The 23,581-nt window shown below is 63.8% G+C and carries 24 protein-coding genes and 2 pseudogenes; 1 reads left to right on the top strand and 25 read right to left on the bottom strand.

The genetic code is table 11. From position 1 onward, the window contains the following. The 15 genes and pseudogenes from CRO22_RS17240 to CRO22_RS17305 form a co-directional block, all read right to left on the bottom strand. A pseudogene (locus CRO22_RS17240) lies at positions 1-2,643 on the bottom strand (hypothetical protein); the annotation flags it as partial. Continuing rightward, positions 2,643-3,068, bottom strand: coding sequence for a DUF6950 family protein (locus tag CRO22_RS17245; RefSeq protein ID WP_176518685.1), 426 nt, complete (start codon positions 3,066-3,068; stop codon positions 2,643-2,645). The gene CRO22_RS17245 and the pseudogene CRO22_RS17240, both read right to left, overlap by 1 nt. Further along, positions 3,065-3,664 (bottom strand): hypothetical protein, encoded by a 600-nt coding sequence (locus tag CRO22_RS17250; RefSeq protein WP_097071397.1) that lies wholly within the window; start codon positions 3,662-3,664, stop codon positions 3,065-3,067. The genes CRO22_RS17245 and CRO22_RS17250 overlap by 4 nt, the downstream gene beginning before the upstream one ends. A gap of 3 nt (positions 3,665-3,667) precedes the next feature. Then, positions 3,668-4,321 carry a hypothetical protein gene (locus tag CRO22_RS17255; protein ID WP_097071398.1) on the bottom strand — a complete coding sequence of 218 codons (654 nt, stop codon included), beginning with the start codon at positions 4,319-4,321 and terminating at the stop codon, positions 3,668-3,670. A 3-nt stretch (positions 4,322-4,324) separates the two neighbouring features. Beyond that, entirely contained in the window at positions 4,325-7,768 is a 3,444-nt protein-coding gene (locus tag CRO22_RS17260; RefSeq protein ID WP_097071399.1) for a phage tail tip lysozyme, read from the bottom strand. Positions 7,769-7,771: 3 nt separating this feature from the next. Beyond that, complete coding sequence (locus CRO22_RS17265) at positions 7,772-8,119, bottom strand: DUF1799 domain-containing protein (RefSeq protein WP_097071416.1); 348 nt, start codon at positions 8,117-8,119, stop codon at positions 7,772-7,774. Then, entirely contained in the window at positions 8,116-8,448 is a 333-nt protein-coding gene (locus CRO22_RS19260) for a hypothetical protein (RefSeq protein WP_097071400.1), read from the bottom strand. Before CRO22_RS19260 ends, CRO22_RS17265 begins: the two co-directional genes overlap by 4 nt. Before the next feature lie 15 nt (positions 8,449-8,463). After that, positions 8,464-9,402: a phage tail tube protein gene (locus CRO22_RS17275; RefSeq protein ID WP_097071401.1), complete on the bottom strand. Its 939-nt coding sequence runs from the start codon at positions 9,400-9,402 to the stop codon at positions 8,464-8,466. A gap of 1 nt (position 9,403) precedes the next feature. Next, the gene (locus tag CRO22_RS18970; RefSeq protein WP_176518686.1) at positions 9,404-9,565 is read right to left on the bottom strand and encodes a hypothetical protein; all 162 of its coding nucleotides are present in this window, start codon (positions 9,563-9,565) and stop codon (positions 9,404-9,406) included. Continuing rightward, positions 9,562-9,990 (bottom strand): phage tail terminator protein, encoded by a 429-nt coding sequence (locus CRO22_RS17280; RefSeq protein ID WP_097071402.1) that lies wholly within the window; start codon positions 9,988-9,990, stop codon positions 9,562-9,564. Before CRO22_RS17280 ends, CRO22_RS18970 begins: the two co-directional genes overlap by 4 nt. Next, positions 9,990-10,418: a gp436 family protein gene (locus CRO22_RS17285; protein WP_097071403.1), complete on the bottom strand. Its 429-nt coding sequence runs from the start codon at positions 10,416-10,418 to the stop codon at positions 9,990-9,992. The genes CRO22_RS17280 and CRO22_RS17285 overlap by 1 nt, the downstream gene beginning before the upstream one ends. A gap of 3 nt (positions 10,419-10,421) precedes the next feature. Beyond that, positions 10,422-10,784: a hypothetical protein gene (locus CRO22_RS17290; protein ID WP_097071404.1), complete on the bottom strand. Its 363-nt coding sequence runs from the start codon at positions 10,782-10,784 to the stop codon at positions 10,422-10,424. A 79-nt stretch (positions 10,785-10,863) separates the two neighbouring features. Next, entirely contained in the window at positions 10,864-11,754 is an 891-nt protein-coding gene (locus tag CRO22_RS17295; protein WP_097071405.1) for a Mu-like prophage major head subunit gpT family protein, read from the bottom strand. Positions 11,755-11,773: 19 nt separating this feature from the next. Then, the gene (locus CRO22_RS17300; RefSeq protein ID WP_245861021.1) at positions 11,774-12,208 is read right to left on the bottom strand and encodes a hypothetical protein; all 435 of its coding nucleotides are present in this window, start codon (positions 12,206-12,208) and stop codon (positions 11,774-11,776) included. Then, positions 12,208-13,236: a phage protease gene (locus tag CRO22_RS17305; RefSeq protein ID WP_097071407.1), complete on the bottom strand. Its 1,029-nt coding sequence runs from the start codon at positions 13,234-13,236 to the stop codon at positions 12,208-12,210. Before CRO22_RS17305 ends, CRO22_RS17300 begins: the two co-directional genes overlap by 1 nt. A gap of 239 nt (positions 13,237-13,475) precedes the next feature. Here CRO22_RS17305 and CRO22_RS19360 point away from each other — a divergent pair, with 239 nt between their 5' ends. Next, the gene (locus CRO22_RS19360; protein ID WP_097071408.1) at positions 13,476-15,218 is read left to right on the top strand and encodes a site-specific DNA-methyltransferase; all 1,743 of its coding nucleotides are present in this window, start codon (positions 13,476-13,478) and stop codon (positions 15,216-15,218) included. Positions 15,219-15,339: 121 nt separating this feature from the next. Here the strand turns inward: CRO22_RS19360 and CRO22_RS17315 are convergent, their stop codons facing one another. The 10 genes and pseudogenes from CRO22_RS17315 to CRO22_RS18705 all read right to left on the bottom strand — a co-directional run bounded on the left by CRO22_RS17315 (position 15,340) and on the right by CRO22_RS18705 (position 23,407). Continuing rightward, on the bottom strand, positions 15,340-16,482 hold the full coding sequence (locus tag CRO22_RS17315; RefSeq protein ID WP_097071409.1) for an XRE family transcriptional regulator: 1,143 nt from the start codon (positions 16,480-16,482) through the stop codon (positions 15,340-15,342). Then, positions 16,479-17,192 carry a hypothetical protein gene (locus CRO22_RS17320; protein WP_097071410.1) on the bottom strand — a complete coding sequence of 238 codons (714 nt, stop codon included), beginning with the start codon at positions 17,190-17,192 and terminating at the stop codon, positions 16,479-16,481. The genes CRO22_RS17315 and CRO22_RS17320 overlap by 4 nt, the downstream gene beginning before the upstream one ends. 146 nt (positions 17,193-17,338) lie before the next feature. Then, positions 17,339-17,437 (bottom strand): annotated as a pseudogene (locus tag CRO22_RS17325) (IS5/IS1182 family transposase); the annotation flags it as partial. Continuing rightward, positions 17,425-17,967 (bottom strand): phage virion morphogenesis protein, encoded by a 543-nt coding sequence (locus CRO22_RS17330; protein ID WP_097071411.1) that lies wholly within the window; start codon positions 17,965-17,967, stop codon positions 17,425-17,427. The gene CRO22_RS17330 and the pseudogene CRO22_RS17325, both read right to left, overlap by 13 nt. 29 nt (positions 17,968-17,996) lie before the next feature. Continuing rightward, entirely contained in the window at positions 17,997-19,286 is a 1,290-nt protein-coding gene (locus CRO22_RS17335) for a phage minor head protein (protein ID WP_097071412.1), read from the bottom strand. Then, positions 19,279-20,919 (bottom strand): DUF935 domain-containing protein, encoded by a 1,641-nt coding sequence (locus tag CRO22_RS17340; protein ID WP_097071413.1) that lies wholly within the window; start codon positions 20,917-20,919, stop codon positions 19,279-19,281. The genes CRO22_RS17335 and CRO22_RS17340 overlap by 8 nt, the downstream gene beginning before the upstream one ends. 9 nt (positions 20,920-20,928) lie before the next feature. Then, entirely contained in the window at positions 20,929-21,060 is a 132-nt protein-coding gene (locus CRO22_RS19365; protein ID WP_281254760.1) for a hypothetical protein, read from the bottom strand. 41 nt (positions 21,061-21,101) lie between these two features. Continuing rightward, positions 21,102-22,793, bottom strand: coding sequence for a hypothetical protein (locus tag CRO22_RS17345; protein ID WP_097071414.1), 1,692 nt, complete (start codon positions 22,791-22,793; stop codon positions 21,102-21,104). A 131-nt stretch (positions 22,794-22,924) separates the two neighbouring features. After that, complete coding sequence (locus tag CRO22_RS17350; RefSeq protein ID WP_097071415.1) at positions 22,925-23,173, bottom strand: DUF2312 domain-containing protein; 249 nt, start codon at positions 23,171-23,173, stop codon at positions 22,925-22,927. Between the two features lie 24 nt (positions 23,174-23,197). Next, positions 23,198-23,407 carry a hypothetical protein gene (locus tag CRO22_RS18705; protein ID WP_141399473.1) on the bottom strand — a complete coding sequence of 70 codons (210 nt, stop codon included), beginning with the start codon at positions 23,405-23,407 and terminating at the stop codon, positions 23,198-23,200. Positions 23,408-23,581: the final 174 nt, after the last annotated feature.

Genomic DNA, 23,581 nt, shown 5'->3' on the forward strand with positions numbered 1-23,581 from the left:
CGAGGCCCGCGCGGCATCGTCCAGCCTGCGCCCCTGCACCGCGGCATCGGTGAGCGTCAGGCTGTAACGCGCCCCGTCAAAGGCGCTCAGGTTTTCTTCCACCGTGGTCAGGCGGCTCTCTGCGTCATCAAATTCCGATCGCGTCACCACGGTTTCCAGCGTGGCGAGCGCTCCATCGAGTGTGCTCGTCACCGTGCTCAGCGTGGCGGCGATCCCGTCGAGCTCGACCTGAGTGGCCGAAAGCGCCACCCTCGCCGCGAGGCTGTCGAGCGTCAGCTGCACATCGGCGATCGTCGCCGTCAGATCGTCAATCACCGGGATCTGCGTCGGATCGAGCAGCGCCTCGGAGACCGCGGAGCTCACATCGGCATAAGTTGCCCTGAGCGCGATCTGCCCGGCCAGCGCATCAAGGCTCAGGCTCACCGCCGAGAGCGCCTCATCGATCCGCCCGACCGCCTCGATCCGCGCCGTGCCGGTGGCGGGATCGAGATAGATCCCGGCATCCGCCATGCGGCTCTGCGCGACCGAGACCGCGAGGAGCGCCGAGGTGAGCGCGCCCGAGAGCGCATCGACCCGCGCGGCCACAGCGCGGTGATCGGGGCGCATCGCCTCCAGCTCGGCCTGCGCCGCGTCGATATCGACCCGCAGCGGCGCCACGGCCGCGTCCAGATTGCCCTGCACCTCGTCGGCCGCCGCGGCAGCCTCATCTGCCCGCGCCTGCGCCGCATCGATGGCCGCCTGCACTTCGTCGGCAAGGTCGATCGCCCCAACTCTCACATCGTCGGTGGTTACGGCGATCCATCCACTCCATTCGGTGGGCCAGCCGGTGATCAGGCGCGCGCGCACTTCATAATCTGTCGCGGGCAGCACGCCGTCGATCACATAGGTGCCAGCGCTGACATCCTGCGTCGAGCCCCGCAACGCGACCTCCGTCGCGCCTTGGAGGCGCGCCTCCCAGCGGATGCCATTGGCCAGGATGTCAGACGCCCAGCTCAGACGGATCGCCGGGCGCCGGGGGCGCCCATCAGCATCGCCAAGCGTGATGGCATCGACCTCGAAGCCATCGACCATTTCTGGCGCGGGCGGTGTCGAGGGGATGCGCGGCGGCGTTGGGAGTTCATAGCCGGGCACCCAGGCATAATCTGACGGGTCGCGCTCGCGCAGCGAGACCTTGCGGATGCAGGTGCGGAGATCTTCGGTGATCGCATAGACCCCGAACTCCTTGCCGTCATAGCCGTTGCGTGCCGAGCCATAATCGACGGTATCCAGCAGTTCGACCCCCGCAGCCGCGGGCGTCAGGCTGAAGATGTGGCGGATCATCCGCCGTTGATCCTCTGCATTCTCCCGTTGCAGGCGCTGGACTTGCAGGGGATAGGGGCATGCCGGCAGTTGCAGCTCGGCTGTACGGCGGCCGAACGCATCGGCCACTTCCCAGTCGGCATTGGTGCGCAAGGGCGCATCCTTGGTTTCCCAAAGGCTTTCCGGATCGGGATATTGCGCGGAAACGGCGTTGTAAGTGTCGTCGATCGTCGGGAACGGGTCGAGCTCCTGTTCCTTGGTGCGCAGGATGTCGTCATCGCTGAAGGCGAAGACGGGCAATGCCGACTCACCGCACAGGATCCGCCAGTATCCCCCCATATCGGCCACCTGGGCGCTGGCCGCTTTCAGGATCTCGTCCACAATGGCCGCGGGCTGGCTCGTGAGCGCGGCCTCGATCCCGGCGCGGTAGCGTGGCTCGCGCGTGCCGTCAGCCAGATCGATTTCCACGCTGGCGCGGTTCATCATCGCGACCCAGTTCGCCCGCGGCAGCCCCGCCAGATCGATGCTGCCGCCCCAGATGTCGCCGCCCGGCAATTCGATCCCGCGGAAGATGTTCCAGGCGATGACAATGGCGTTTTCGGTCTGCTCCCAGGTGGCAGGATCCCCCCAGCGCTGTGGCCCGTCGCCGCCCGCCGTGCTGTCCTTGCGGGGGTCGTAAAGGGGGATGCCCCCCATCTCGAAGCGGTATTTGGGCACCTGTTGCAGATCATGCGGGCCGCCGCGCAGGAATGTCAGGATCGCGTAGCAGATGCCGGATCCGATCATCTCCGTGCCCCAGGGGCGATCCGGATGATCGCCATATTTGGCGACCAGCATCGGGTCGGCCGCGCTCTGACTGCCGTCGTAATATTTGATCCAGATGTTCCCCTCGTAATCGCCCAGCACGGGGAAACCGTAGCCGTCTGGATGAGGCGTCGAGCCGATCTCGACGTAATCGTCCCCGACGATCACGCGTTCGAGCGTGGCTCCGGGGGCCGAGCAGAGTTCGATGACATGGGTGAGATAGGCGTTGCTCTTGCCATGGCTGTAAGGCGGGCAGATCGCCTGCCCGGCGGTGGCGTAGCGGCCGAGGATGATCGTCTCGGGATTGGCCTCGCCGCGCAGGGTCGTCGAGATCGTGATGCCGCCACCCTGAGAGGGTTTGCGCGCCACCGCTTGCTGCAGGGCTGTGATCGCAACCGTGGTGAGCAGCTTCGAGAGCAGGCCCCCGACCACGGTCGACCCGAACGCCGCACCCGCGACCCAGCCGCCAAATGCCGCCGATCCAAGTGCAGGCGCACTGAACCCCACAAACCCCGCAAAGAACCCGGCAACCTGCGGCATCAGGCGCCCCCGACCTTGAAGCCCCGCAACACGGCGTCGATCGGCGCGAGCGTCAGGGAACCGCCCGCCCAAAGCACATAGACGGCCTCGCCCTGGATGACGCCTGTGGCGATCCCGTCCTCTCCGGGCAGCACCGCGATATCGCCTTCAGCGCAACGGCTCGGACTGGTTTCGGGCAGATGGGCGGCAATCAGCGCCACATGATCGGCATATCCCGCGGCGCGCAGGACGCGATATCCGCCGCGGATCGTGGTGTAGCGCCCGCGCCAGCCCGCTGCGAGATCGACCCCGGTCTGGGCCGCGACAGCCCCGGCCGCGAAGAGGCAGCAATCGTGTTGGCCCGGCGTCAAAGGCCGGTGACGCGCGGCTCTGAGATAGAGGCGCAGGCGTGATTGCCAGTCCGGAACACGGGTCAGCGGCGTCATTTGGTGCCCCATTTCGTGTCGACCGGGTCCGTGATCGAGGCGTATTTGCGGAACTGATCTCCAGCGGCACGCGCCTTCAGGCTTTCGTCGGAGCGCTTGCGGCTCAACGCCTTGGTCAGGGCCTTGGCGGCCGTCGCGATGGAGACCTCGATCGATCCCTCGCCGCCCTCAGCCGGGGTTTTGACGTTCAGCCGGTCGATATAGCCGCGCAGCTTGAGATGTGGGGGGGCGAGCAGCAGGCCACTGACCGGATCGAAGAGCGCGCGATGGATCTCGATCGGCGCATGCCGCGAGTCGTAGCCGCGAATCGCCATCTGCACCTCGGGCGAGACCTGGCTGAGGGCGGCGCGTTGCGTGCGCACGGACAGCCCGGTCTGCAGGACGATCGGGTCGATCGAGAGCGTGGCGCCGGCGCCGTAATAGATGCGCTCCTCTCCATCGATGTCGAAGCGGGCGTGATCCTCCCCGGTCCAGAAGCCGATCGTCTCGGTCGCTCCCGTCGTGCGATTGCGCGCACTGACCCAGATCAGCACATGGGCACGGGTCGGGCCGCGAGAGGCGAAGTGGGCTGCGGTGGTGGCGTCGAAGGTATACATCGCTCACCGCAGCGTCTGCATCCAGCGAAACGACATGCCGCTGGTGATGGTGGATTTGCGCGTGCCCGGGCTGAGCGAGTTCGGCACGATGATCGCCTTGCAGCTCGCTTTGACAAGCGACACGGCCGCGCCAAGGGTGAAACCACTGCGGATCGGTGGGTTGATCACAAGGCCAGCCGCCTTGCCCGCCGCGCTGGCGCTCACATCCCCCGCGATACGGTGCAAGGCGTAGCGCGTCGGGTCCACCCCATACGAAAACGACAGCATATCGCCGAACCGTAGCCGATATCCGCTCGGCAGACCGGAGAGCTCGACCTTGCACATGTCGGCCGAGACCGCGGACAGAACCGGCGTCGCTGCGCCGAGGCCCGTTCCGGACAGATCGGCGCGTGGGAAACGACGCTTGGCGGAATAGCAAAAGAACGAGCCCCCGCGGCGCACCACGTCGAGCATCGCGATCACCCGCTCGGCCTCGTCATCCTGCATGATGTCAAGCTTGATCTCGCCTTGCCAGAGCCAGGCCCCGAGATCGGCCTGCAAGACATCTCCGCCCACGGTGATCGAGGTCTCGACAACCTCAGGCAGATCGCAAGTCATCGCCTCGATCGGCAAGATGTCCATGAAGTCGGCGGTCGAAAGGGGGAAGCTGTAGGCCATGGCTCACGTCGCATAGGGGTCATTGGAGATCTGACGCACGCGAGAGGCGAGCACGTCGCGGTCATAGGCGTTGAGCGCCTCGCGCATCGCCACCTCCGCCACCTGTCGGATCTCGGAGTTCCCGGTGCCGGAGACGTGCATCTCGAACACCGCCCGGGTTTCGCGGGCGGGCATCGCGGCGGCCATGGTGGATTGGGCGGCCGTGTTCGGCACCGGACGCGGCCCGGCGACATAGCCGCCCGAGGCATAGCCCGGCATGCGGCCCTGGCGGATCGTCTCCAGATTGCCCACGCCGATCCGATTCACCGCGGCAGCGTCGAAGACGTACTCCCCTTCGTGCACCAGCCCCGCGACCCGCGTCGGATCGGTACCCCCGGTGGGACCGCCGACGGCGAAACCGGGAAGCCCGATCAACCCGCCGATCCCGGTGAGCAGCGTGCCGGCGATCGCGCCGCCAATGCCGTGTTGCGCGCCGATCGACTGGATCGTCGAGGCGATCGAGGCCCCGAAATTCTGCAGTCCGGCCCCGACCTGCTGGGCGCCGCTGGCGAAGGTGCTCACGCCCTGACCGGCGCCGAGCGTGCTCGTTTCGAATTTGGCGAGAGCCGCTTCGGCGGATGCGAGGCGCTGATCCCAGTGCATTGCGGCGGTGGGATTGGCTGCGGTATAGCCGCTCGGGCGCTCAAACCCGACGAAAGCTTTCGTCGCGTCATAGACGTTGGTGCTGCTCATCAACCGCTGCATCGAAGCGGCTTCCGACGTCATCATCTCATGCCAGGCGAATTCGAGCTGCTTTTTCACATCGCCCAGGTTCTGCTTGCCGCCGATGAAATCAAACAGCGCGTTTTTGCGATCGTTCCACTGGAACAGGCCAAAAGCGGTGCCGTTGTCACCGACATCGAGCGGATTGAAGCGGCTCTCGACCTGCGCGTTGCCCATGATCGCCGCGATCTGGTGGGATTTGAGGCCCTTCGCGGCGAAGAACGACCACACCTGCTCCTGCACCGCTGGCGCGCCGGAGAGCGTTCCCGCGCCCGCAGCCCCCGTCAGAACGCCCCCAACGCTTCCCGCCAGTGTGCCATTGAGGATCACCTGCGTGGCGGTGACCGACATCGAGCCCACCGATTTGGAGCTCACGCCCGCCACGGTCAGCGCATCGGTTTGCCCGGTGAGCCGCCCCCAGATGCCCTGCAGACCGCCCACATCCGCCATCGTCGCGTAATCGGTGCCGAGGATCGCGTTTTTCAACGGGTTTTTGAGGGCCAGATCTTCCCACATCGAGGCGATCTCATCGACGACGCTTTCGAACGCGCCACCGATATCCCCCTGCTTGAGGGCGTCGAAAACCCCGTCGATCGCGCCTTCGCCAGCGTCCCGCACTTTGTCCCAGGCGTCCTGGACGCGTTTGACGCGTGTCTCAAGCTCCTCGATCGCTGCGGCGTTTCCGCGGATCAGGGCAGCCTCCGCGCCAGTCGGATCGATACCGCGGGTGCGGATCTCGGTTTCAGCATCGTAGAGAGCGAGGATTCGGCGCCGCGTGGCCTCAGTCTGACCTGTCAGGCTCAGCTCAAGCTGGAGTTTGCCCAGAGACTCGGTCTGCGTTCGCAACATTTCCCGAGCCGTCGCGATTGACCCGAACGGATCCGCACTCTTGAGCCCCTTGGTGATGTCCCATTGATCGAGCAGCACCTGCTTGAGGTTTTCCGAGACCTTGAGGTTGTCGAGTTGCGCTTCAAAATCAGCACGTTCTTCCGCAATCTTGAGGCGCTTCACCTGCAGGCTTTCATTGCCGTACTGGACGATCGCCTGACTGATTTGCGCCTCGCGTTGCAGGTCCGCGAGCAACTTGCCGGCATCCCCGCCGAAAAGCTGCTCGCGCCCGCCCATGTCCATCTGGTCTGTCTGACGCCGCCGCCATTCCGCCATGCCATCGCCGCGACCGCTGGCCTGCCCGCCAAGCGCTTGCGCCCGGTTCAAGGCGTTCTGCGCCTCCACCGCGCTTGCCAGTGTCCCGACCAGCAGCATCGCTTGCTTGTTGGCCTGCCTGAACGGAGCGTCGATGCCGGATTTCGCGATCTCTTTCATCAAGGCGTCAATCTGCTCGTTCTCGCCCTTGATGACTTTTGCGCCCAAGGCGACCCGGGCAATCGCAGTGCCGAAGTCGGTTGCTTTTTCGTTTGCGCCTTCGGTGTTGTACTCGGCGCTTTCCATCGCCTCGGCGATGGCTTTCGCGGCCTCGACCTTGTCTTCGAAGGTGCTCGCGAACTGGAATTGCTGGATCGCGGCGCTGACTTCCTGCGCCCCGCGGGCCGTCAGGTTGAACTGCTTTTCAAGCGTGCGGGAATCGACCACCCCGAAATTGAGGTAAGACTGCATGTCCTCGATCGCTTCCGAGACCGACTTCATCGACTTCTTCAGCTCTTGAGCGGCTTCCATCTTGGCAAGCCCAAGAATTGCAAGGTTCAGCTCGCGTGCAGCGCGCGCGCCATCGCCGAAGTTTGCTCGCAGGTCAAAGGTGCCCCGGCTTGCTTCTTTGAGTGCCTTTTCGACAGCATTCGTCGATTTCTCCAGATCTGCGAGCGTCTCCTCGAAGGTTTTCGCCTTCTCACCTGCCGCCACGAACCATTGCACGGCCGCCGCGCCGAGCCCGATCACAGCCATGGTGGCGATATTCGTCGGACTCACCATGCCCATCAGCGTCGTGCGCAGCGCGGTGCCGAGGTTCATCCCCGAGGCGCGCATCTGCCCGAAGACCTGCGTCACCTGCGTGCCTTGCTGCATCATCAGCATGAACGGGTTTTGCCCGGCGGCCACCATCATCCCGATGTCGTTGAACTGATAGCCGAGGTTCGCCACATGGGCCGCAGATGCCGAGGAGGACACACCAACGGCCTGAATCTGGCTGGGCAGAGGCGCGAGGATCTGTGCCGCCCGGGTCCGTGCCGCATTCGCCTCGGCCGTGCTGAGCGCGCCCAGATGCTCGGCCTCGGCAATCTCGCGCAGTTGCGCTTCGTATTGCTGCGAGGCCGCAAACAGCGGGTTGAACCGGGCACGCAACTGATCGAGCTCGGATTGCCAGGCTGCGGCTTCGCGCTGCGCTGCCAGCATCTCATTCACCTGGGCGGCGATGCTTGCGGTGGTGCCATTCACGGCATTCTGCAGCCCGGCGATGGCCGTTGCATTCCGCCCCGCCGCTGCGACCATGTTCGACATCGCGTTCGAGGCGTCTGTTGCGCCGATGCTCGCAGCACCAAGGCTCTGCCCCGCGCCCGCAGCCCCCGCCGCAAGAACCGCGAGACCATCGCGGCTCTTCGTCGATTGCGCCCCGAGATCGCGCGCGGCTCCGGTCAGCCCCTGCACATCGCCCTTTGTGCCCGCGAGTTCGCGCCGTGCCTGTTCGGCGACGACGCGGAGCATGATTTCGAGCTGGGTCTGTGCCGCAGACATGTCCTATTCCCGGTTGAGTTCCTCTGCCGCCCCCGCCTCGATCGTGCGGAAATCGGCCCATTCAGAGGGGGTCAGCGCGATGCCGGCGAGATCGAATCCGTGCCCGACCGCGCCGTAATCGAGGCCAAGGTACCGGACGCCAGCCAGGCCCATCGGCGCCACCCGCCATTGACCGCTGACCGCGAGGAACGCGTCGAGCGGCCTGGCATGATCTTCCCAGAGTTCGAACGACGGTTGCGCCAGAGCGTCTTCCGGCAGGTCGATCCCGAAACGCGCGGCATCTTCGAGAGCTTCATTGAGCGGCTGCCCATCGAGATCTCCGCGTGCCCACCGGCGCCCCGCCTCGATCAGTTTCCCCGTTTCGCGCCCATCATCGCGGCGTTGTAGGTGTCGAGCAGCGCCATGCGGACGTAGGGCGTGGAGATCAGGCTGTCGCGCTCGGCGTCGGAATAAGGCACCGGGGTCTTTCCCTCGTCGACATAATCCTCGCCCCAACCGACGAAGATCGCCTGCAGGTAGGATGTGGTGCCCGCGGCGGTCATCAGATCGAAGCGGCTCGCCTCGTCGATCGTGAGAACGCGAAAGCGGCCGGTGAAGGTGCTGTTGCGATGCCCGCCATCGACCGGCTCGGAGACCTTCACCGGGTGATTGAATTCGGGGGATTTGACGCGTGTGAACATGCTCTCTCCGTGAGGTCAGGTAAAAACGATGGTGCCCTGGTCGTTGCCCGAGATCGGCAGGGCGAGGCCCTTCAGGGGCCATTCGAGGATGTTTTGCTGGTTTTCGAGCGAGGTGAGACGCTGCAGTTGCAGCGCCGGCAGCGAGATCGTCATGATCTTGCCTGCGGTGGTGCCGTGCACGAGCGAGAGCGCCACCGGCGTCTGATCGATCGCCAGCTGATAGGGGTTGAGCGTCGTCACCGGCACCGCCACGACGGTTGCGTCAATCGCATCGGCGCGATCGGTGATCAGCACGCTTTCCTCACCGATCAGGAAACGGGTTTCGACCGCGTTCGCAAACCGCCAGGCGAAGGAGCGCAGCACCAGCGGCACGCCGTTGATCGTGAAAGTGGGCGTGGTCGTGCTTGTCGCCACCTTCGGCTTGTTCGCAAGTTGCGCGGCGAGATCGGGCGAGGCTTGGACCGTTTCGGTCGCCACCGTGAAGAGACCGGTGAACTCGAACTCGATATAGGGGATGTCCTGCTTGTCGACATGCGGCGTCGCCGTGCCGCGCGCGCCCTTGATCTTGTAGAGCGTGGCCCCGATCCAGAGATAGAACGTGCCCGACTCGTGACCGTTCGAGATCGGGTTGTAGGTCACCGAAGTCGTGGCAACGATCGTCTCAGCCATGCCGCAGGCCCGCAGAAGCGGGCCGAACACCGGTGCGGTGCCTTTGGTGCCAGAGCCTTTCGCCTCGACGCGAAACGCGAGCTTCATATGGAGCTCGGTCGGGATCGTCGCTTGGGCGCCGTGGTAGGGCAATTCGAGCTCGCGGCTCTTGTCCTGCCCTTCCATCGGCGAGAGCCGGATCTGCGTCGCGAGGATCGCGTTGAGCGTGCCCGTGGGCGTCGGATCGGTGGCGTAGGCTGTCTCGATCTTGAAGAGCAGCACCTTGGATTTCCAGTTGATGGCCATTTCAAGCCTCCTTCACGGCGGTTTTGGCGGCCTTCGGCGTGACCGCTTCAGCAGGCTTTTCGGGCGTCGCCTCGGGCTCGACCTGCCGTTCCAGGGAGCCATCGGGGTGGCGGATATAGCTGCCACCTTCGGTTGGCAGCGCGGGGGTGACAGGGTCCGTCATCGTGCGATCCTCATTTGGTCGGTCAGGGTGAAATCGATCTGGTAGACGACGAGACCGGCCTGCATGCTCACGAGCCGCCCCGAGCGCAGCACGAGCGCGCCGCTCTCGTCGCCCGGGGTCCAGCCGCCGAGCGTCTCGAAAACCTTCATCACCAAGGTGCGCAGCGGATCGATCGCGCGGGTGCCTGCCGCCTCGAATGACCGGATCGCCAGAATGATGCTCGCCGCCTCGTCGAAGGTCTGAATGAAAGCACCCGCCGCAGCCTCGGCGCTCCGTCCGATCAGACCGGCGGGCAGGACAAAGGCGCTGTAAGTGGTCTGCGGCATCTTCCCGCCCGCGACCAGCGCGCTGAAATCAACCGCGCCCTTCACCGGCCCCAGCTCAGGCGCCTCGGCCGCAAGCTTCTGGATGATCGCCTCGATCATCAGATGAAGCCCTTCATGTTCGCCTCGGTGAGCGGGCGCTCGCGGTCGGTGATGCGCGCGCCCGTGCCCGCATTGACGACAGGTGCCACGGTGGCGGCGTCGAGCTTTATCAGGCCTTTGGAGATGTCCTTCAGCGCTGCCAGCGCCCCCTGATAGTCGGTCTCGATCTTCTTGCCCGGCTCGAAAGTGTGCAGGTTCCAGATCGCAATGGCGCGCGAGATCGCGGAGATCTCCGGCGGTGGAGAAGCCATCGGCACCACATAACGCTCCCGCAGATAGCCATCGATCATGGCATCTGCGTCGGCGATGGCCCGGTCGACCGCTTCGGTATCGATCTCGCCGGAGGGCGGCAGGCCGATATCCGTCAAGCCGCGCAGCATCTCTTCGCCGTAGCGCGTGATCAGCTCGGCCTGCGTCGTGTAGCCCATGGCTCAGCCCACCGCGACCGTGAGCGCCGGATCGTCGCGCAGCGCGGCCAGTTCATCTTCCGAGAGATCGTCGAGTTCGATCACCACGGGCTCGGCCGAGAAATGGCGCCCCGCGCGCCAGCGGCCCTGTTTCGGGCCGGTGATCGTCACAGTGATCCCGCCCGGTGCAGATTGCACCTCGGCATTGTCTTCCGCCCGGGCGGTGTCGAGGCTGTCTTCGGTGCTCGGCGGCTGCGGGGTGTCCTGGGGGGCGGCGGAGGGATCCGGGGCGACGGTTTCCGCCGCCCCGGCAAGCCCCTCGGTCGAGGGGAGATCGGCCGCTTCTTGCGGCTTCTCGCTATCCGTCGAATTGGTCTTGCGCGCCATGTCTCTCTCCTGTCGGCTTATCGTCGGGGGCGGCGCACCGCCCCCTCGGGAAACCGACTGCCCTCAGGCAGTCCGGCCGTTATGCGAGCCAGGGCACCACGAGCACCTCGGCCGTGCCCTTCCACTCGTTGTCCGAACCGTTGATCTGCTCGTTCTTCATCAGCTTGTTCGCCGCCCCTTCGAGCGTGGGCGGAACGACGAGCAGGTTGGGCGTGATCCCCATCGGCCGGTCGTAATCGCCCTTCATGCCCATCAGTGCTGCCCGGGCAGAGGCATAGTTCGTCGCGTCGAGCGTCTGTTTCGAGCCGTAGGCCATCTGCCAGAAGCCGAAGCCGACGTTCGCGCGGGCATCGGCGCCGTAGAGGAATTCCTTGTTCATGAAGACGTGGTCATCGTCGGTCTTGGTCTTCGAGACGAATTCGAAGTCCCGGCGGCGCTGCAGGATGATCGGCTTCAACGCCCGCGTGGTGTCGAGCAGGAACCAGGGCGTGCTGGCACCGCCCCCCATGTTCGAAACCGTGATGGTGTTGCCGTCCGCATCCAGAACCGGGTGATCGGTGTCAAAGAAGAACTGCCCGTCGTAGCAGTTGGTGGTGAACCCGGCCTTGAGCTGGGCGAACACCAGTTGATCCCACTTCGCGCCGGTCGAGCGGCCGAATTCGGTGAAGAGCGGCGTGTAGATGCCGAGGTTGTCGGTCTCGATGTCATCGCGATCGACGCCGAGCGTGAGTTCCCAGGCCTTTTCCTTGATCGAATAGTCGGACTGCGACAGGTTCTGCACGGCCCGGGCGCCGATCCATTCGCGCACGTTCGGGATCTTGCCGAGCCAGCCGTATTTCACCTCCTTGGTCGAGGCGGGTACGATGGTGGCGATGCGTTCGTATTGGCTCGGCGCTTGGCCGAGCCCGTTCTGAAACGAGGTCTTGAAGCCGACGCGCAGCGCGTCGAGGGTGGCTGCATTGACGAGCATGGTCAGTCCTTTCAGGGTGTCACGAGAGCACGGCGCGGGTCAGCGCGGCGTCGAAGCGCACCCAAACGCCGTTGGCATCGACCGAATCGACGGTGCCAGCCGCGGAGCGCGTGTTGGTGGCGGAGGTCAGCGCGACGGTTTCGTCGTCGACGGCGTAACAAGCCTTGCCGATGTCGGCGGCGGTGATCTGGTCGGTGCTGGTCGAGTTCTTGAACCGATAGGTGCCCGGCTTGTAGCGCAGGGTGATCGCGCCGGCGGCGCCAGCGCTGTTGTCGGCACGATGTTCGGCGCGGCCGACGCCGATCAGGCCCGTGGCGGTCTGGCCCTTCACCAGGTAACCGGCGGCGTTCACCATCACCATGCCCCCGGCATAGATCAGCTGCGCGGCGGCCACCGGCCCCTCGCGAAGGTCGCCCGCATAAGCGGGCGTGTTGCGGTCAGCGGCAAGGGCCATCACAGGGTCTCCGTTTTCAGGGTGGCGGCGTAAGCCTTGGGATCGAGGCCGAGCGCCTTGGCGGCGTCGATCTGGGCGGATTGCAGGGCAATCTCGCCATTGGCGGGCTGCGGCGTGGACGGCACGACGACGCCACCGTTCAGCACCGGCATCGCGCCGATCTCTTTCTCGACCCGCGCCGGATCCTGCATGTGCATGGCGATGTAATGATCGCGCAGCGGCTTCACACCGACCCGACCATCCTTGATCGCCCCGTCAACGAAGGCCGTCGCCTTGCCGCGCGCGCCCTCGGTCTTCAGCGTGTTGAGCTCGGTGGTGACGGTAGCCAGCTCGGCCTGCAGCGCCACGACCGTCTGATCGGGCGCCTTGCCCGCTTTCGCCGCGGCCAGAATGTCCTCGGGCTTGGCCGAGGTCACGCCGAGCGCCACGCCGATCTCGGCCAAGCTCGATTGCAGCGCGGTCTCGGTCGCACTGGGTTTCTTGATTTCGCCGATCGCGCCGAGGATCTGATCCTCGCCCGCGTCGTCGGACAGGCCAAGCGCCTTGGCCACAGCCGCAAGGGACATGGGGGTCTCCTGGTGGAGCGCGGTCAGCCCGCGCAGGTTGGGTTTGTTGGTGAGCGAGGCCCGCGCGATGCCGATGATCCGTTTCGCGCCGTCATGCACGACCGCCGGGCTGATCCCGAGATAAGCCCGGTCGGCCATCAACGCCCGACCGGCCTCGGTCCAGTCGACGCGGCCCCAGATGCCATCGGCCCGCGCCTGCAGCTCGGTGATGTAGCCCCGCGCGGGCGAAGGCTCGCCCCGCGGACCGGCGAGGTCGATCGCATGGTTTTCGTCGATCGGGAGTTTCGTGCCCTGGGCGAGCGATGTCACAACGCTTTGCGTATCAAGCCGATAGGGCCCGCGCCGGTCCTGCGTCATGATCTCGGCCCCGGCCGGGATCAGGTGGATCCAGTCCGGCACCTCGCCCTGATGGGGCAGAGGCTGGGCCTGCATGAGGGAAATATGGGGGTTCGAGGTGCTCATGCCTGCGACAATCGCAAGTCACAGAGCAGGATTTCAGCCACAACGGTGTGGGGAGACGCAGCCTATGGCATCAAAATCATCCTGCGCGAGATCGCTCGGGGCGGTCAAGAGAGTGTTGCATTGATGAATCACTCTGGGTCATCCACCGTAGTTTTTTCGGCGGCAAGTCCCGTTCCGGTTGATTGAAATTCAATTGATGGCAAGCTTTCTCTCGCCTCCTGGGGGAGGGAGGACGCGCGATGAGCAACGCATTTTACTTCGGCGATAATCTTTACATTTTGCGGGAGTATATTCCCGACAGCAGTGTAGACCTGATCTATCTGGATCCGCCGTTCAACTCCAATGCCAGTTACAATCTCTTGTTCAAGAGCCCGGACAAGACCCGTTGGGCCGACGCGCAGATCGCCACTTTCGACGACACATGGTCCTGGGGCGATGCTGCCGAAGAAACCTTTGAGGATGTGACCGCGATTCCCGGCAAGGCGGCGGATGTTCTGACATCGCTGCGGTTGATCCTTGGGACCAACGACATGCTGGCTTATCTGTCGATGATGACGGCTAGGCTGATCGAGTTGCATCGTGTTCTGAAACCCACCGGCAGCCTTTATCTTCACTGTGATCCCACGGCGAGCCATTACCTCAAGATTGTCTTGGACGCGATATTCGGGGTCGAAGGGTTTCGAAGCGAAATTACCTGGAAACGAACATATGCCCATGGCAATGCAAGCCGGACTTTCGGCTGTATAACCGATACGATCCTTTTTTACGTAGCAAGCAGCGATTACACATGGAACACTTCCTATCGCCAGGTCGAGGGCGCGGAGCTTCTTAGAAAATACCCGAATGTCGATGCCGACAACCGCCGTTGGCAATCTGTAACCTTGCGCAATCCCAGCGACCGGCCAAATCTGAAATACCCGTATACTGCCAACAATGGCATCACATATCTTCCACATCGCAATGGTTGGTCGTGCAATGAGGATAGAATGCGGCGCTACGATGCTGAGGGGAGGCTGCATTATCCAGCTAAACCGAATGGTGCATTGCGACTGAAGATGTACGCCGATGAAAGTCCTGGCCAAGCCGTCCAGAATCTCTGGGACGACATCGGACCGCTCAGTTCCCAAGCCCGCGAACGTCTTGGCTATCCTACCCAAAAACCAGTCGCCTTGCTTGAACGCATCATCACAGCATCTTCCAAACCGGGCGACGTGGTTCTTGATCCCTTCTGCGGCTGTGGCACCACGCTGCATGCGGCACAGAACCTCGACCGAAATTGGATAGGCATCGATGTGGCCGTGCAGTCCATGCATGTCGTTCAGGACCGCCTGAAGCACCACTTCCCGCACGTCAGCTATGATGTGTTCGGGATACCAAGAAGTGTCGATGCCGCGCTATGGCTGGCGGAGAATCACCCGTTCAAGTTCGAGGAGTGGGCGGTCAGCGCCTTGGGCGCGATGCACTCTGGCAAATTTCGGGGTGATCGCGGAATCGACGGCACATTCTATTATATGACCGGCAGTGACGAGCGTAGTCGCGGTATCGTTTCCGTAAAGGGTGGCAGGAGCCTGAACCCGGGCATGGTCCGCGATCTTGGGGGTGCCGTGCAAACACAACGGCGGTTGACCAAAGATGAAAAAGCAATCGGAGTGCTTCTGACCGCGCACGAGCCGACCAAGGGCATGCGGGACGCAGCCCGCGAGTTCGGCAAAGTTGATACTCTTATCGGCCCCATACCGACCGTGCAGATCATCACTGTTGCGGAGATGTTCGCTGGTAGCACGATCCGTGTTCCCATGATGCTCGATACGGTAGCGGCTGCGGCTCATGGTCGAAAAGGGAACGCACGCTCGGCGTTCAAAGCCCCGCGCGACATTTCGCAGCGTGAATTCCTTCTGCCCATCGCTGGAGGCAAAGGCGAACCGAGCGATGAAAGCGTCCCGGTCATGCCTTCGTTCAGGCGATACCGCAGGGCAGGTTGAGTTCTGCGGTGATCGTGCTTCAGGTGGGGGATAGTACCAGATCACTGACGTCAGTGGTCATCAGGATATTGCACTCAAACCGCAGTAGCCAAGGTGGCCACCGCGGTTTTTCTTGTCAGCTTCATCTCCCAGGGCGGAGCTGAAAAACATTGGCCTTCGAAGGCGAGAGCGAACGACCAAAGAGCGCAACGGCTTCAGTCCGAGGCAGTTGCAGAGAAGCATCCAGCCGTGAAAGCAGCAGTTCGCTGCCATCCTCGATCGCATCAATAGCGCGTCGGAGCATCCGTGGGCGCTCCAGTTCATGTGCGTTATCAAACGGCTCGCCGAATGGACGACGAAAGCCTCTTTTGCTTGCTTGCTGGAAAAGCCCTTGCGCCCAGTCTGCTGTACACAACCCCAACTGCTTCGCTCGGGTTATTTGCGCCATGATCGAGATCCCACGCTCCTGCTTCAGTGCAGAAAAGGTCTCAAGGTTCACATATCCAACCTCTTTAACAAAGGCGTCGCGCGGAAAAAGAAGAGCACCAGCGAAACGATGTGCCTGATCCTCAATCTGCTTATAGATCGCAGGACTTCTAAGCTCGGCAGGACTCGCGCTTTTAACGTGCATGAGAACGTGCCCGAACTCATGCGCGAGATTAAACCGCTGCCGTGCCCAGCTGCACTCAAACGAGTTCACCCCGACAATTGGCCTGCCAATTTCAGGAATCCAGTCCGTGTAGCCGTACTGCTTCGTACTCTCGATGTCGAAGCAGAGCACCGGAATGCCAATGTTCTCTAGTGCCAGTGTCATGTCGGGGATCGGATGCATACCCAGCCCCCACTCGTCACGACATTGTTCGGCCAATCGCTCGATCTGTTCGTCGCTGATCGCAGACCAGTGGTGCGGCAACCACGATCGATCCGGCAAATTCAGGGGGCCGAAGGACACCATTTCCTCAAGAACAGAAAAAGCCTCCGCCGCCCAACGGATACGCTGCTCAGTTCTTGACTGAGAGCGGAGCGCTTCAGCAGCCTGCTTGCGCCAAAACACCGGCCCCACCGATAATTTCGGAGCGGGCCTGACGAAGAAGCCGCGTGGGAACGCGAGAACCTCGACGAAGCGCGCCAGCGTGTCTTCGCGCGGGAGGTGTTTACCATTCTCAAGATCAGCCAGCGCGGTGGTCGATATCTCGACGGAGTCGCTAAGCGACTTCTTGGTATGCCCTCGCGCCTCCCGAGCCTGCGTCAGACGCTCACCCGAGAAACCAGCAACGCCTTTCATTGTCCATCTTCCATTTTACGGAGGAGGTTCGACTTAAGCATCGGTTGCACCTTGTCTTCTTGCGTGAACCGACCGCTACTCCGTACAGGCTTCCAATCCATGAGGAGAGAAAGCTCGTCATTCATCGCATTTGCTCGCCAAGTCCATGAACTAAATGACCAGTCCGGCACAGCAACACGCAACATGGAAAGCTTCAGGTTTTTCTCATCAAACCGTTCGCCTCTCATTCCATGCTGCAGCACTACAAGCATCGTGTTCCTGCAATCGATCTGCGTCCGCCGGTACCGGTCGCCGAAGTCGAATTCCAGCTGTCGTTCCGCAAAATGCGACGCAGCGAGCTCCTGCTTGTAAGCAGCGGCGACGGGCTTTTCTTCAAGGTAATCCATCGGCTCAGGGAACAAGAGCAGTTCACCAACCTGAGCCAGAACAACAATCTGCCCATTGCTTTTGAGCGCACGGACCTCATGCGGAATCCCAAGCTGCCGACAGGTATGGAGCATTGCCCGCTTGCCATTCTCTCGGCGGCTCCTGCGTGCGGCAGCCACGTCAAGGAGTTCCATTTCGGTAAGCGCTTCCGCATCCACTGACGCGCGCTCAGGCGCAAGCCGACGGTACGCGGCATCATACTCGTGATGCAGCCGATTAGCGAATGCGGAAAACATCTCTTCCGGCAGGTCTCGAGCCAAGAGCTTAGTCACATAGTCTTCCATTCGCACCCCGCCGAGCCGCTACCGCAAGCAAGGTGGAGTAAACGCCAAAAAACCACAAGTGTAAAGCGCAAACGTGCCCCGGCCGACGAGTCTGATGCTTTGCAGCGCTTGAATGGCGGCCTAGGTCATGTTGACAATTGTCGGAGCTAGAGCCTGATGCATGCGACGTCGACGAAGCCGAGCAAACTGTCAGCGGTTTTGTCGAAACGAGTTTCCAGCCGACGGTTGTTCTTCAACTTGGAAAAATCCACTCCTTGATCGCCGCCATCACGCTCTCCTCATCCTCGGCCGAAATCCCGAGGAACGGCCTGGCTGGGATGTCGCCCCATGGGATCGAGTGGAAATGCCGCCGCCCGCGCTTGTCGATGCCCATGAAAGCCCCGAAGGCACCTTGCTGGGCGCCGAACTGCATCACGGCCGACTGGATGGCGCGCGAGCTGATCCGGGCCCAGTCGTCGCCCGAGGCGGTGGCGAAGTTGGTGATCGAGCTCAGGCTTTTCGTCGGCCCGATCAGCGGTTTTAGGGAGACCGGCTCTTTGCGCGCCTCGTAAGCGGCGATCGTGGTCGAGCTTTTCGGCGCCCAGGGCGTGCCGTCGGGCGCGGTGCCGGTCTGGAACCGCTCGACGGTGCTGTCGAGCAGCAGCTCGGCGATCTGCGCCATCAGATCGGCCTGGTTCGCGAGCTTGCCCTCGATCCCGTCCAGCGTGGCGGAGATCTGCTTGTCATTCACTTCTACGGAAATCACTGCTATACTCCTGTGGCTGGCGCGGGACATCGACCGCTGCGGATCGGCCGTGGGTACGCTCAGGGCGTAAAGGTCGGGGACGCGCCAGTCTTCACCCACATCGTGACGAGGGAGAGCCTGCGCCGCCCGGCCAGCAGCTCGAAGACCGCGACGAGTGTTTCTTCGCCGAAGCGTTTCGTCAGCAGGATCCGCGGCCCGCGCCCGGGTTTCTGATCGGCTGGCTCCAGCGTATCAGGCGCGTTCAAGAGCGCGCCGAGGCGGCCGAAATCATAGGCCGTCAAGGCGCGCTGACCCCGGGTCCGTTCCAGCTCGGGGGCGCCGTGCTCGGCGAGAGCGTGCCGGGCGGCGCCATGCTCTACTATATAGTCATAGAGCGCGGGCTTCAGCGGCCTCGCCAGAGCCTGTTCGATCGCTGCGGCGTCGTGCGTGGTGACGAGCCCGAGTGTCCGTTGCGGCTCGACCAGGACGTCAGGCGAGATCGGCGCCCCGCCACGTTCGCCCATCACACGTTCGACCCAGCGCCGCGTTGCATCGGCAGTGGACGGCGCATCACGATAACCCGTCGCAATCGCATCTCGAGTCGCAGTCGGCACCTCCTGCATGAAGTTCGTCGCCAGGCTGGTCGGCCATTTGCCGGCCTTTTCGGCGAGCGCCGTGATAGTGTTGGCGACGGTGGTGCCGGGCGCGTGATCCCAGCCGCGGTCGATCCCCTTCGGCGCCCCGGTGCGCGGATCCGGCATGGCCCAGTCCGAGGGCAGCTTCTTGGCCGGATCGCCGCCCAGACGGATCGCCATCGCCATGGACATCGCGCCGCGCACCGAACAGCCGCAGCCCCAGCCATTTGGCGGAAAATGTGTCCGCCAGAAAGGGTGCTCGATCGGCAGGATCAGCCCATCCCAGGCCAGATGCTGCAGGCGCGGGTGTTCGGCGTGGCTGTGCCGATAGACGAGGAACTTGAAGCCCTTGGCATTGAGCTGAGCCCAGCGGCCCGCGGCGTAAGAGGTAGAAAGGTTTGTTTTCCAGATCACCTTGGTGCGCCAGGCCTCGCCCTTGGCGGTGCCTTCGCCGGTCCAGCCGTGCCAGCCGTACTTTTCGACGATCGCCCGGAAATCGCGCCGGAACACCTCCAGCCCGGTGCCCTCGGTCAGCGAGCGATCGACGGCGCCCAGGATGTCGGCAATCAGATCCTGCTTGATTGCTCCCGCCACCATGCCGGCCCGGTCATGCGCGGGGCCCGAGATGTCGTCCCACCGCGCGGTGGGCACGAGATTGCGCAGGCGCAACCGAAACGCTGCCACCTGTTCGTCGAAGGGGCGGCGCAACAGGAGCGCAAGCGGATCCTCAGCCATCGAGCGCGTCCTCGCGCCCGGCGAACTCGGCCGAGAGCATGGCGGCCGCGAGACGGTTTGCCAGGCGCTGCGTCTCCGCCTGGCCGAAGCCTTCTTCGAGCATCGCCCGGAACTCTTCGAGCGATCCTGCCGCGCCAAGCATGGCCTCGATCTGCTCGATCATCGCGACGACAACCGGTTGTGCCTCGGCCCCCAGACGCTCGGCCAGAGCTCCGATCTGGTAACCCCCCGAAAAAATCGCCGTGGAGACCCCTTCTTGCTGCAGGGCCACGTCACCCCCAGACCGCCCCGCACCCCCTTTAATTTTTGCGGAGGATGCTTCAATGCCCCCTTTGCGCCCGGAGGGGTCGGTCGGGTCGGTAGTTGCCGGCTGGTTGCCGCTGGAAACCGGCCGGAGGAGGCGCGCACCGGGCTTCGGCTGCGCCCATCCGAACCGCGCCCTGGCCTCGGCCTCCTCGATCTCGACGCCGTTGCGCACGAGCACATCGAGCGAGTCGGCGATCAGCTTCAGATCCTCGGCCTTCGGGCGGGCGATCTTGAGGCGAGGATAGCGTTTCTGTGGTCCGTGTTCGAGCTGGATCCACGGCCGGATCAAATCGCGGTTCAGGATCGCCGCCAGCGCCATCGCGTCGGCGGTCTCGATGTCCTCCTGCACGAGGCGATGTTCTTGCCCAACGGCATGGCCGCCGGCGATGGCATCAGTGGTGGCGGTCTGGCCGAGCACGGCCTTCGAGATCTGCTGGTCAAGGTGGGCGATGCGCTTTTCGTAAAGGTCGATCGAGGCGCCCACAGATTTCGTCTCGACGAAGTCGATCGACATCGTGTCGGGGATGATCGCGGCGCAATCGCCCGCGATATTCGCCACGGCGCGGAACAGGGTCGCCTTGTCCTCCTCAGAAGCGCCGGGCGCCCATTTGCCGACCCGCAGCGGCTGGCCATAGGTCTGGGTGAAGATCGCCCAGTCCCGCGCCGTGAAGGCCTTGAACATCCAGCCCCAGGCCGCCACCCGGGAGAGGCCCGAGCGCAGCGGCAAGCCCGACTTCGCCGGGATGTCGGCGAAGATGAAGCGGAACGCGGGCAACGGCACTTCCTGACCGCCCTCCTCCAGCAGGCGCGGGGTGCTCAGATCCTGGCGCTCGAAGCGGAAATGCCGCGGGTCGCGCCAGATCAGCTTGCCCGGCATGTATTGGCTCTCGGAGGTGTCCCAGACGATTTCCGTCGCCGAATAGCCCTTCGAGATGCAGTCGAGGATGTGAAACACCTCCTGCTGCAGTTCCTCGCGCTTGAGCCAGTCGCGCACCATGTCGGCGATCTTAACATCCAGTGCCGCGTCCGAGGCGGGCTCGACCGTGATGTCGAGCTGGCTGATTGCCCGTTTGCGGGTGCCGATCACTCCCAGAAAATGTGGGTCGCGCTCCTCGATCGTCTCGGCAAGTTCGAGATACTCGACCGGGTCGCCCTGATCGGCGGCGCGCAGGATATTGGCGAGACGCACCGGGTTGAGCCCGTCGCCCGGATAGCCCGAGAGCGGCGAGCGCACGCCGCTGATCGTGGGCGCAGCGACCTCCTTCGTCAGGGTCTGGCGCTCGACCGGGTTGCCCCAGCGGTCGGTCAGGATCAGCTTTGCGGCCATGGTGGGCTCCTATCGGGTCGGATGCAGGCTTGCCGCCGCCGCGGCGAGGATCAGGTGGTCATTGGCCCGGGGCTGGGCGAGGATCGGTGCCACACGCCGTTTGAAAGCGGCCTTCAAAGCGACCTTGGCGGCAATTTTCATGGCCCGTTTCTTCGCGGCGGGCCGGGCGTTCTTTCGGGGCATCACACGTTCCCCCGGAATCGGACCCCGAGCGGGCCGTCCCACCAGCCGCGCCCCTCGGTCGACAGATCTTCCCAGTCGGCCTCGGCCGCGGTCATCTGCATCTGCCCGGGCTGGATTTCGTGGCGGTGCGCCACCGGCCGATAGCCATATTCGACCCAGCGCATCCGCGACGCGAAATGCGCCAGCGCCAGCGCGATGGCATAGTCACCGTGCCGCTTCTTGCCGGTCTCGCCCTCGCGCACCGGAGGCACCCGGGGGATGCCCCGGATCAGCTTGACCATGCGCAGGTCGGCCAAGTGCTCGGCGTCGGGGATCAGCGCGATCTGATCATCCTCGAAGGCGCCCTTCAGCGGCGGCATCTGCAGCCGATACCATTCCTCGGTGAACTTGATCGCCCAGACGAGGCCGGGGCTGTCCTCGGCTTCCTTGAGGCCATATTTCCGGCCCATGTCCTCGGCCACGGTCCATCCCATGCCGGTGGCGTCGAAGGCAGCGCCGACCAGCCGCCCCTTCACATGCTCCAGCACCGCGCCAACGATCAGCTTCTGTTCCTTGCCAGGAACGTTGCGCATCTCGATCGAGAGCGCTTCACGCCGTTTCAAGCGCTGTTCAATGGCCAGCAAAGACAGGGTCGAAAGGTCGGCAACGCGGCCGAAGTCGAAGCCGAGGGCATAATGCGGGCGCGGATCAAGCGTCCCCACCGCATCGGCCAGCTGCTTCATGAACGGGGCCAGCAGGATTGCCTGCTCCAGGTGGTTCATCTGCATGTAGTTTGCGGGCAGTTCGAGGCGCAGCACCGGCGCCTCGGCCGTCATGCGCGCCTCGATCAGCGGCGCGGGCAGCCATGCCCCTGTGCCCTGCGTCGGGATGCAGAAAAGTTCCTCGTCGGCACCGTCGCCGTAATCGCTGATGATCTTCTGCCGCCACTCCGCCTCGGCCTCGGGTGTCCAGGTCTCGCCCGTCACCAGGCAGATGCGCTGAAAGAGACCGTCGCGCAGCGCGGTGTCGAAATCGATCCGCAGATGCTGATAGCTCTTTCGCCCGGCCAGAATGTCCTGGATGGTCTGGTTGAACGGGTTGTCGGTGCCGTTGTGGGTCGAACAGACGACAACCTGACCGCCCCACATCAGGAAGGCGAGCGCAGACTTCAGCAGCTCGGGCAGGCTGTCGACGAAGGCCGCCTCGTCGATGATCACCGCGCCCTGCTTGCCGCGCAGTCCGCGCGGGGCCGAGCTGAGCGCGAGGATCTCGAAGCCCGAGGCGAAACGGATCCGGAACGCCTGGATGTGCTTGGTGTCGGTCGGATCGGCCGGGTTCGCGTCCTCGAAAAGGAGCTCGTCGGAATCCATCGCGGCGATCGAGAAGGCCTTGGCCCACATCGCGCAGGCGTCGATGAATTCGCGCGTCATCTCCTGACTGTAGGAGATGTACATCACGTCCATGCCCTTGGCCGCCCGCTCGCGCCCGGCGCGCAAGACGGCATAGGCCGCGAGCCCCCAGGTGAGGCCCACCCGGCGGGATTTCTCGACGAAGAGGACGTTGCGCGCGGCCGAGTCGAGCAGCCCCACCGCCTTCGCCTGATAAGGCAGCAACACCTTCGGCAGACCGACGGCATCGATCACCTGCGGCATTGCCTGGGTGGCGTCACGGCGCTGGCGTTCCCATTCGGCCTGGCTGATCGGGGCGGTCATCGTGAAAGTTCCCTGTATTTGATGGCCGCGCGCCTCGTGTTATCCTTTTTCGCGCGGTGCGGATGAAGACTGGTGATGGGTCCTGTAAGTTTGCCCGCTGGCCGATGCGATCACCCGCGTCGGCCTTGGTGTCAGGCCATTCCCAGCGCGGCTTTGTAGACGTCGAGGAGCGCGTCTTCTTCGGCGAGGTCATTCTTGTCACGTTTGCGCAGGGCGATGACCTTCTTCATCACTGAGGTGTCATAGCCGCGGGCCTTGGCCTCGCTCATCACGTCTTTCTGCTGCTCACTGATGTCCTTTTTCTCGGCTTCGAGATGCTCGTATTGTTCGATGAACTGACGCAGCTCATCGGCGGCCACGTTGTGAGCATTGTCAGGCATTTAGGTCTCCCAAAAATCGAGGCATCATGTGCCCCACATCGGCGGCACTGATCGGCCAGTGCGTAACGTGGCCGCTACGGACCAGGCGATTTCCGCTGCGTTTGCGGCCGTGTGCGGGCTATAACCGGCATCGATAAGCTGCACGGCAATCTGCGCCGGAGTGAGAATGTCGAGCGGATGCTCACGCACCCGGAGCCGCTTTCTGATTTCGGCGATTGAGTTGATTGCGGTCATGCCGCCACCGTCGCAGCTTTATCGACCTGGATCACAGCCGTGAGGACCGTCTGCGTTTCCGCCCCGATTGTCACTCTAACAGGTTGCTGAAATAGTCAGGCGACGAGAAGGATCTTCCGTGATCGGGAGTTTCTGCGGCTGCGTGTCCCTCCGGGCCGCCACGCTTCCGCGTCA

This window comes from Rhodobacter maris (genome assembly GCF_900217815.1).
GTDB classification, from domain to species: Bacteria; Pseudomonadota; Alphaproteobacteria; order Rhodobacterales; family Rhodobacteraceae; genus Rhodobacter; species Rhodobacter maris.

What these genes read in the sequence shown, in the direction of transcription:
- CRO22_RS17280 (WP_097071402.1), bottom strand. Translation starts at nt 9,990, where the DNA reads ATGATCGAGGCGATCATCCAGAAGCTTGCGGCCGAGGCGCCTGAGCTG.
- CRO22_RS17245 (WP_176518685.1), bottom strand. Translation starts at nt 3,068, where the DNA reads ATGACGCCGCTGACCCGTGTTCCGGACTGGCAATCACGCCTGCGCCTC.
- CRO22_RS19260 (WP_097071400.1), bottom strand. Translation starts at nt 8,448, where the DNA reads ATGTTCACACGCGTCAAATCCCCCGAATTCAATCACCCGGTGAAGGTC.
- CRO22_RS19365 (WP_281254760.1), bottom strand. Translation starts at nt 21,060, where the DNA reads ATGAAAATTGCCGCCAAGGTCGCTTTGAAGGCCGCTTTCAAACGGCGT.
- CRO22_RS17345 (WP_097071414.1), bottom strand. Translation starts at nt 22,793, where the DNA reads ATGACCGCCCCGATCAGCCAGGCCGAATGGGAACGCCAGCGCCGTGAC.
- CRO22_RS17330 (WP_097071411.1), bottom strand. Translation starts at nt 17,967, where the DNA reads ATGTCCCGCGCCAGCCACAGGAGTATAGCAGTGATTTCCGTAGAAGTG.
- CRO22_RS17260 (WP_097071399.1), bottom strand. Translation starts at nt 7,768, where the DNA reads ATGTCTGCGGCACAGACCCAGCTCGAAATCATGCTCCGCGTCGTCGCC.
- CRO22_RS17250 (WP_097071397.1), bottom strand. Translation starts at nt 3,664, where the DNA reads ATGTATACCTTCGACGCCACCACCGCAGCCCACTTCGCCTCTCGCGGC.
- CRO22_RS17335 (WP_097071412.1), bottom strand. Translation starts at nt 19,286, where the DNA reads ATGGCTGAGGATCCGCTTGCGCTCCTGTTGCGCCGCCCCTTCGACGAA.
- CRO22_RS17275 (WP_097071401.1), bottom strand. Translation starts at nt 9,402, where the DNA reads ATGGCCATCAACTGGAAATCCAAGGTGCTGCTCTTCAAGATCGAGACA.
- CRO22_RS17320 (WP_097071410.1), bottom strand. Translation starts at nt 17,192, where the DNA reads ATGGAAGACTATGTGACTAAGCTCTTGGCTCGAGACCTGCCGGAAGAG.
- CRO22_RS18705 (WP_141399473.1), bottom strand. Translation starts at nt 23,407, where the DNA reads ATGACCGCAATCAACTCAATCGCCGAAATCAGAAAGCGGCTCCGGGTG.
- CRO22_RS18970 (WP_176518686.1), bottom strand. Translation starts at nt 9,565, where the DNA reads ATGACGGACCCTGTCACCCCCGCGCTGCCAACCGAAGGTGGCAGCTAT.
- CRO22_RS17295 (WP_097071405.1), bottom strand. Translation starts at nt 11,754, where the DNA reads ATGCTCGTCAATGCAGCCACCCTCGACGCGCTGCGCGTCGGCTTCAAG.
- CRO22_RS17290 (WP_097071404.1), bottom strand. Translation starts at nt 10,784, where the DNA reads ATGGCGCGCAAGACCAATTCGACGGATAGCGAGAAGCCGCAAGAAGCG.
- CRO22_RS17300 (WP_245861021.1), bottom strand. Translation starts at nt 12,208, where the DNA reads ATGGCCCTTGCCGCTGACCGCAACACGCCCGCTTATGCGGGCGACCTT.
- CRO22_RS17350 (WP_097071415.1), bottom strand. Translation starts at nt 23,173, where the DNA reads ATGCCTGACAATGCTCACAACGTGGCCGCCGATGAGCTGCGTCAGTTC.
- CRO22_RS17285 (WP_097071403.1), bottom strand. Translation starts at nt 10,418, where the DNA reads ATGGGCTACACGACGCAGGCCGAGCTGATCACGCGCTACGGCGAAGAG.
- CRO22_RS17305 (WP_097071407.1), bottom strand. Translation starts at nt 13,236, where the DNA reads ATGAGCACCTCGAACCCCCATATTTCCCTCATGCAGGCCCAGCCTCTG.
- CRO22_RS17315 (WP_097071409.1), bottom strand. Translation starts at nt 16,482, where the DNA reads ATGAAAGGCGTTGCTGGTTTCTCGGGTGAGCGTCTGACGCAGGCTCGG.
- CRO22_RS19360 (WP_097071408.1), top strand. Translation starts at nt 13,476, where the DNA reads ATGAGCAACGCATTTTACTTCGGCGATAATCTTTACATTTTGCGGGAG.
- CRO22_RS17255 (WP_097071398.1), bottom strand. Translation starts at nt 4,321, where the DNA reads ATGGCCTACAGCTTCCCCCTTTCGACCGCCGACTTCATGGACATCTTG.
- CRO22_RS17340 (WP_097071413.1), bottom strand. Translation starts at nt 20,919, where the DNA reads ATGGCCGCAAAGCTGATCCTGACCGACCGCTGGGGCAACCCGGTCGAG.